At 71.9% G+C, this 7,226-nt stretch carries 7 protein-coding genes and 1 pseudogene; 5 read left to right on the forward strand and 3 right to left on the reverse strand.

What is annotated here, in order from left to right:
* The first annotated feature begins 111 nt into the window (after nt 1–111).
* Complete coding sequence (locus tag AB0C20_RS33840) at nt 112–588, forward strand: hypothetical protein (RefSeq protein WP_357569525.1); 477 nt, start codon at nt 112–114, stop codon at nt 586–588.
* 7 nt (nt 589–595) lie between these two features.
* Here the strand turns inward: AB0C20_RS33840 and AB0C20_RS33845 are convergent, their stop codons facing one another.
* Entirely contained in the window at nt 596–1,963 is a 1,368-nt protein-coding gene (locus AB0C20_RS33845) for a serine hydrolase (RefSeq protein WP_357569526.1), read from the reverse strand.
* A 153-nt stretch (nt 1,964–2,116) separates the two neighbouring features.
* Between AB0C20_RS33845 and AB0C20_RS33850 the strand changes: the two genes are divergently transcribed.
* On the forward strand, nt 2,117–2,401 hold the full coding sequence (locus tag AB0C20_RS33850; protein ID WP_091393855.1) for an antibiotic biosynthesis monooxygenase: 285 nt from the start codon (nt 2,117–2,119) through the stop codon (nt 2,399–2,401).
* Nucleotides 2,402–2,412: 11 nt separating this feature from the next.
* Here the strand turns inward: AB0C20_RS33850 and AB0C20_RS33855 are convergent, their stop codons facing one another.
* Complete coding sequence (locus AB0C20_RS33855; RefSeq protein WP_357569527.1) at nt 2,413–3,954, reverse strand: gluconokinase; 1,542 nt, start codon at nt 3,952–3,954, stop codon at nt 2,413–2,415.
* A 170-nt stretch (nt 3,955–4,124) separates the two neighbouring features.
* Here AB0C20_RS33855 and AB0C20_RS33860 point away from each other — a divergent pair, with 170 nt between their 5' ends.
* A complete protein-coding gene (locus AB0C20_RS33860) occupies nt 4,125–5,267 on the forward strand; it encodes a hypothetical protein (protein WP_357569528.1) in 1,143 nt (380 codons plus the stop codon).
* A 45-nt stretch (nt 5,268–5,312) separates the two neighbouring features.
* Nucleotides 5,313–5,846 carry a hypothetical protein gene (locus tag AB0C20_RS33865; RefSeq protein WP_357184215.1) on the forward strand — a complete coding sequence of 178 codons (534 nt, stop codon included), beginning with the start codon at nt 5,313–5,315 and terminating at the stop codon, nt 5,844–5,846.
* Nucleotides 5,847–5,855: 9 nt separating this feature from the next.
* Here AB0C20_RS33865 and AB0C20_RS33870 read toward each other — a convergent pair whose 3' ends face one another.
* Nucleotides 5,856–6,548 carry a hypothetical protein gene (locus AB0C20_RS33870; protein ID WP_357184218.1) on the reverse strand — a complete coding sequence of 231 codons (693 nt, stop codon included), beginning with the start codon at nt 6,546–6,548 and terminating at the stop codon, nt 5,856–5,858.
* 153 nt (nt 6,549–6,701) lie between these two features.
* On the opposite strand from AB0C20_RS33870, the pseudogene AB0C20_RS33875 reads away from it, so the two are divergent.
* Nucleotides 6,702–7,226: pseudogene (locus AB0C20_RS33875) on the forward strand (hypothetical protein); the annotation flags it as partial.

Consider the following 7,226-nt stretch of genomic DNA (forward strand, 5'->3'; position numbering starts at 1 on the left):
CCAGCCACTGTGCGCCTGGACTCCAACCCCACCGCCCTGACCCGTAACAGGTCCGAAACTACCGGTTGAAAACTCTGGAATTTTCTGCCAGCCTGGGTGCCCTCCGGTGTGGTGAAGATCGAACGGTTGACCACCGGGCCGGACGTGTACGTGCGGGTCACCGCCCCGGACCGCCGCGTCCCGGTCTGGGACGGCAAGACCTGGTGGCACGTCGGCGCCCCGGGTGACCCGGCGGCCAAGCAGGGCCTGGACAACACCCGGCTGGCCAGCACGTTGGGCGCGCCGGCGGGGGTCCGGCTGACCGCCGAGCGGGAGTACGCGGGCACGCTGGACCTGCGCCAGAGCGGCGCGGTGCTGGGCAGCGGCGTCGGCAACGTGCTCGGCGACCGGGCGGCGGCGGTGCCGTTCACCGCTGCCGTGGACGAGCAGGGCCGGCTGGTCCGCTACCGCATCGAGTTGGCCAGCGAGCAGTCGCAGACCGCCCAGCTCGACCTGACGTACTCGGATTTCGGGCTGCCGGTGTCGGCGGACCCGCCGGCGGCCGACCTGGTGGGCGAGGACCCGCCGGCGAACATTCCCGGCGCCTGAGGTCGGGTCACTCCTCGACCGCCCCGTCGACCGGGGTGACCAGGAAGTCGTAGACGGTGCGGGCCATCCGCCGGACCGTCTCGTCGCCGGTGGCCATGGGGCCGGCGGTGAGGAACGCGACGGCGGTCTCGGTGCCGGGGATCAGGTAGTAGCCGACGTCGTGTGAGGCGTCCGGCAGGTCACCGGTCTTGTGGGCCACCGGCACGCCCTGTGGCAACGCCGCCGGGATCTTCGTGTTCAGGGTCTGCTCCCGCATGAACCCGATCATCAGGTCCCGGGAGGTGGGGGTGAGGATCTCGCCGTCCCAGACCGCGCCGAGCAGCGACACCACGTCGTCCGGGCTTGTGTAGTTCTCCTCGCCGCGTTGCGCTGCCGCGCTGTCGAGCATCCGGCGGGCCAGGATGGTGGAGCGTTGGTTCATCGAGTCGATCAACGCGTTGACCGGAGCGAACCCACCCAGGTAGGTGATCAGCACGTTCGCTGCCACGTTGTCGCTGTACTTGATCAGGTACTGGGCGAGCCGGTGCACCGTGACCACCTGCGGGAACGTCTCGAACTGCAGTTGACCGGTGCCGCCGACCACGTCCTCCGGCGTGACCAGCACCCCGTCGTCGAGGAAGATCTGTCCACAGTCGACCCGGCGCAGCAGCTCGACGAGGATCCACAGCTTGATGACGCTGGCCGCCTTGGGGCGCAACGAACCGTTGACGGCGATCTGCTGGTCGCCGTAGCGGCCGGACAGGTCGCGGACGGTGACCCCGGCCGGGTTGAGGCTCGCGTCGGCGACCACCCGGGCGAGTTGCCCGCTGAGCGGGAACAGCCGGGCCCCGGCCACCGGGTCGGTGGGTGGCTGCGGGCTGGTGACCACCACGCCGGTTAGCGTCGTCGGCGGGCGGTGCCGCTTGATCACCTCCAGCGTGCCCTCGCTGCGCCCGACCAGCGGCACCCGGTAGCGGTAGGCAGTCCCTCCGACCACTACCGCGCCGCTGGCCACCCCGGCGGCGACCCGCATCGTCGGGTCGGCGACCCGACCGGTGTCGCCGTCGCAGGCGCGGTAGCGCACAGTGCGCCCGAGCGAGTCCACAGCGAACACCCCGCCGGGAAACGACAGCCAGGACACCTCGCTGGTCGGCGGGCGCTCCGGCGTCGGGTCCACACCGGGCTCGTGGCTCTGACCGTCGCCGGGCTCAACCCCGTACCCCGGATCGGTCGTCTGCGCCGGGTCCGCGACGGGCGCGCGGCCGGGGCCGTCCGCGGTGGCCGGCCCGGTCGTCGCGAGGACCGCGAGCGCGACCGCCGCCGTCAGCACCTTCAGGGGTACGCGGGCAGAGTTCCCGAGCAGGGAAGATGAGCGCCTCTTGTCGCTTTTTCTCACGTTTGCACGATATGAAGCGCCGGAGGCTGGTGAGACCGGCGGGACCGGCGTCACCCGTCCGGGCGGCGATGTCCCCGCGAGCACGATGACCCACGGGTATAAATATGACCCACAGGCATCACGCTTCTCAGCCAACTCACCACCGGGGGACCCATGCTGATCATCGCCGGCAGTCTGCAGGTCGAACCGGCCACCCGCGAGGCGTACCTGTCCGACTGCGAGCAGGTCATCGCGCGGGCGCGTGCCACCGCCGGCTGCCTCGACTTCCTGCTGGCGGCCGACCCGTTGGAGCCCGGCAGGATCCACGTCTACGAACGCTGGGAGTCACCGGAGCAGTTGGCCGCGTTCCGTGGCTCCGGGCCGGACGACGCGCAGGAAGTGGCAATCCTCGACGCCGACGTGCAGCGCTACCTGATCGCCGGCGTCGAAGCGCCCTGACCCGGCACCGCTCACGCCTGCGGTTCGGGGCCGGTGGGCAGGCCGGGTGCCATCCGGCGGATCGAGGCGAAGGTGGGCGTGAGGGCCTCGTACAGCTCGGCGAAGAGCGGCAGCAGCGCCGCGTAGGTGGCGGCGGCGGCCGGGTCCGGGCGGACCGTCTCCTCGATCCGCACCAGGTCGGCGGCGACGTCGATGCTGGGGATCAGCCCGAGCGCCTCCATGCCGAGCAACGCCGCCCCGAAGCTCGACCCCTCGTGCGCGGCCGGGAAACTCACCGGCAGACCGAGTGCATCGGCGAGCATCTGTCGCCACAGGCCGCTGCGGGCGAAGCCGCCACCGGCCCGGACCTCCCGGACCTCGTTGCCGGCCGCGCGCACCGAGCTGAGCACCAGCGCGAGCTGCTGGCAGACGCCCTCCAACGCGGCCCGCACCAGATGCTCGCGGCGGTGTGCGTGGGTCAACCCCACGTACGCGCCGCGCGGCAGGGCGCTCCAATGTGGTGCCCGTTCGCTGTGCAGGTAGGGCAGCATGATGAGCCCGCCCGAGCCGACCGGCGCGCGGGCCGCCAGGGCGACAAGGTCCTCCTCGGAGTGCTCGCCCAGGTCCGGGGCGAGCGCCGCGCCGGCCCACTTGAGCACGATGCCGCCGTTGTTGATCGCGCCACCGACCGCCCAGCGATGCTCGGTCAGCGCGTAGCAGAACACCCCGCCGAGCGGGTCCACGCCGGGCCGCTCGACCATCACCCGCATCGCGCCGCTGGTGCCGATCGAGCAGGCCACCATGCCGGGGTGCACAGCGCCCAGGCCCAGGTTCGCCAGCGGCCCGTCGCCTGCGCCGACCGCCACCGGGGTGCGCTCCGGCAGGCCGGTCTCGGCTGCGGTCTGCGGAGTGAGGCTGGGCAGCACGGCGGTGGTGGCGACGAGCTGCGGGAGTTGTTCCTCAGTGATGCCGGCTATGGTCAGCGCCTCGCGGTCCCATTTCAGCTCGTGGATGTCGAGCAGGCCGGTGGCCGAGGCGATCGAGTGGTCGGTGACCAGCGCGCCGCAGAGCCGCAGCAGCACCCAGTCCTTGATACCCACCCAGTGCGCCACCCGCTCGAAGAGCTTCGGCTCCTGCTCGGCGAACCAGAGCAACTTGGGCAGCGGCGACATCGGATGCATCGGCGTGCCGGTGCGCCGATGCAGGGCCAGCCCGGACGGCACCGCCCGCAACCGCTCGGCCTGCCGGGTGGACCGCGAGTCGGCCCAGGTCACCGACGGGGTGAGCGGGTTACCGTCCCGGTCCAACCCGATCAGGCTGTGCATGGCCGAGCCGAACGACAGCCCGGCCACCGGCTGGACCAGCTCGGCCACGACCATGCTGATCGACTTGAGCACCGCTTCGAGGATGAGCTGCGGATCCTGCTCGGCGTAGCCGGGTTGCGGGTTGTTCAGCGGGTAGCCGACCAGGTGACTGCCGAGCTGCCGCCCGTCGGTGTCGTACGCGACGGCCTTGGTGCTGGTGGTGCCGATGTCGACACCGATCACGACCCCGGGCAGCGTGACTGCCGGCACGACCGTCACCCCCTCAGGAAACGTGAATCGACGCAAGAGTATCGCCCTATCGTGTGGGTTGCTCCGCCGATCGGGTAGTTCGCCCGATTCGGCGTGTCCGGGCGCCGCGCCGGACCTGTTAAACCTCGTGACACCCCCAGATTGGTGGCCTACGCGGCGAAGGAGTCGGCGTGGCGAGGACTGATTCGACGGGTTCCACATGGCGGTACCGGTGGGCGCACCGGCAGAACGTGCGGCGGGTCAGCACGTACCGCGGCGCTGAGGCGGCGTGGCAGCGACGCGACGACGAGTTGCGGCGGCTGCGCGCCCTGGCCGCCGACTTCCAGGGCTCGGCGGCCGCCGGCGCCGGGCTGGCGTTGGAGTTGGCCGCCGACGAGGTGGTGCTCTGGGCGCTACCCGCCGCGCAACTGGTCGAGGTACGGCACACCACGGTGCTGCCCGCGCCCGACCTCGCTGTCGCCCCGGGAACCGGGTCGCTGCGCCCGCGCCGCCCGGACGGCGTACGCGTCACCGACGCCGGCATGGCCGTGATCACCAGCCGCCGGCTCGTGCTGCTCGGCGGGCGGGGCCGGCGCGACTGGGCGTACGGCCGGATCACCGGCCTGGCCCACGACCCGGCGGCGCCGGTCACCCTGCTCCAGGTGCTGGACCGGCGGCGTACCTCCGGGTTGCTGCTGCCCACCGCCGCCGCGCCGGACTTCCGGTTCAAGCTCACGCTGGCCTTCGCCGACGCGATCGAACAGCGCGCCGCGGTGATCGCCCAACTCGACGAGCTGATCGCCGAACACGCCCAGCTCAAGCCGTTCCGGCCGGCCGTGAACACCCCGGCGCAGGCCCGGTTCTCCGCGCGGGTACCGGGTGGCCGTAGGACCCTCGCGGTGGCGGCGGCCATCGCGCTGCTGGTGCCGGCGGCACTGATCGAGTCGGACCCGTCCGACCCGACCGGTGGCGCGGAGGTCGCCGCAGCCGCCACCCCGGCGCCCACCACCAGCGTGGCGCCCGCGCGGATTGGTCCGGCTCTCGCCCTGAAACCCCCGCCGCCGAAGCCGGCGAAGTCGCCGCGCCCGTCGCCCAGCGCCACCCAGGGCCCGCTCTGCGGAGCGACGGAGAACCCGCTGGGGTACGGCTTCTGTGGCGGCACGCGGATCCGCAAGCCGGCAGCCGAGGTGTGCGACTGGTTCGACTGCGTACCGCAGTTCTGGGCCGGACGCGGCTACCTCGTGCAGTGCCGCGACGGCTCGGTCAGCCTGGCCGGCGGCCGGTCCAACGCCTGCGCCGAGCACCAGGGCATACGGCGGACCATCACGAAGTGACCGATTCCGGGCCTGAAGTCCGCTTCGCTCGGCCAGAATGATCGAGTGGAGATCCGGTCTGACGATGGCGCTCGGGTGCGGGTACGCCCCGTCGGCTACCAGCCCGGCATCGACCCGCCCGACGACCCCGACGGGGCCACGCCCGGCTGGCACGACTGGCTGCTCATCGAGGTGGACGCCCGCACCGCCGACGGTCAGACCTGGTCGCACCACTACCCGAGCCTCATGGTCGAGGAGGCCCGCGCGCTCGGCGGCTGGCTGCACGGGCAGGCCACCGCCGCCCTCGGGCTGAGCGCACCACCGGCGATGGTCCGCTTCACCGAACCCAACCTGGCCCTCCGTAGCCGGGTGCTGCGCCGCCGCCGGCTGGAGCTGATCGTGGAGTTCTCCGCCGAGTCACTGCCACCGTGGATGCGCCGCCCGTCCACAGCGATCTACCCGCTGATCCTCACCGTCTCCGCGGACGCCCTCGCCACCGCCGCCGAACACTGGTCTGAGCACTGCGAGGCGTACCCGCCGCGTACCCAGTCGCGGTTCCCGACCCACGGCCCGCAGCCGTACCGGCGACGAGCCGGCTGATCACCTGCGTCACCGACGTAGCGATGCCTTGACGGCGTCGATGGCGTCGGACAGTTCCTCGGTGTACGGGAAGCCGTCCTCGACGATGGCCATGTCGACCCCGCATTCACGCTGCCGCGCCCGCAGCAGCGTCTCCTCCACCGGGGCCACCGGGAAGGCCAGCGGGTCCAGACCTTGCGCGGAGCCCAAGTCTTCGACCAGGAGCCACTTGCTCTGCTCGTCGTAGACGACCACCCCGGCGGCGATTCCCCTGGTCCACTGATCGAAGAGCGTGGCCAGGCTGGTGGCGGCACGGACCGAGTCCCACGCGTCGGGTGAGATCTCGTAGCGCCAGATCTCACCCTCGTGGTCGCCGGCCAGCACGAACGTGTAGAGGGTGACATCGAAGAAGAACAGGGGCAGTTGGTGCCGCCAGGGAAACGGCGTGCCGATCGCCAACCCCAGATAGTCCAGCGCGTCCCCGCCCTCCGGCCATGGCATCCGCCATCCGACGTTGGGCAACACCTGCCGGACGGGCCAGCGCTGCGACTGCAACCAGGTCAGCTGCTCGGCGACACGCTCCACGCCGAAGATCCGGTGGACCACCTCCGGCGGCTGCCCGGCCGGCGACTCGCCGTAGTCCGGCCAGTCGAGGCCGGCGGACGTCGCCGCCAGGCGATAGTCGCGTACCGCGTCACGCAGCACACCCATGTCGTCAAGCATCAGGAAGCTCCTCGGCCGCCGGGGTCCTGGGCAGGCTAGCGTCGCCGCACCAACTCTGGTGTCCGTCAATACTCTCCTTTCGGGCGCAACGGGATGCATCGATCCTGGTCGCGTTGCCTGTCACGTACGTGAGCGGTTGTACCGCGTGTGACAGTGACCTCTGTGTCCTGCGCCCCCTGGCGGATCGCCTGGGCCGAGCGCGAGAACGAGCGCCGGCAGCGCGCGTACCGCGACGCCACCGACGCGTGGCGGCGCCGCGACGACCACCTGGCCCGGCTCCGCATCGAAGCCGCCAGCTTCCTCGGGTGTACGCAGCCCCGCACCGGCCTGCCGGTGGAGCTCGACGACGACGAACTCGTCTTCCGCGTCCTCCCCGTCGCCCAGCTCGTCGAGGCCGAGGCGCGGCACATCCCCGGCCTGCCCAGGCCGGGCGGCTTCTGTTCCTTCGCTGAGACTTCTTCGGAGGCGCTGCCGGCGGGCCTGCGTGTCGTCGACACCGGCATGGCCGTCGTGACCAGTCACCGGGTCGCCTTCGGCGGGCGTGAGCACCGGCGCGAGTGGCGGTACAAGGACCTGGTCGGGCCCGCCCACAACCCTGCGACGGCCATCTCGACAAGGCGGGCCAGGGCGTCGGCGGGGGCCACCGGGCGCAGGTCGGCCCGGTGCACAGTGCGGTGC

Source organism: Micromonospora sp. NPDC048843, from assembly GCF_040649965.1.
Lineage (GTDB): Bacteria > Actinomycetota > Actinomycetes > Mycobacteriales > Micromonosporaceae > Micromonospora > Micromonospora hortensis.

What these genes read in the sequence shown, in the direction of transcription:
- AB0C20_RS33850 (WP_091393855.1), top strand. Translation starts at nt 2,117, where the DNA reads ATGCTGATCATCGCCGGCAGTCTGCAGGTCGAACCGGCCACCCGCGAG.
- AB0C20_RS33870 (WP_357184218.1), bottom strand. Translation starts at nt 6,548, where the DNA reads ATGCTTGACGACATGGGTGTGCTGCGTGACGCGGTACGCGACTATCGC.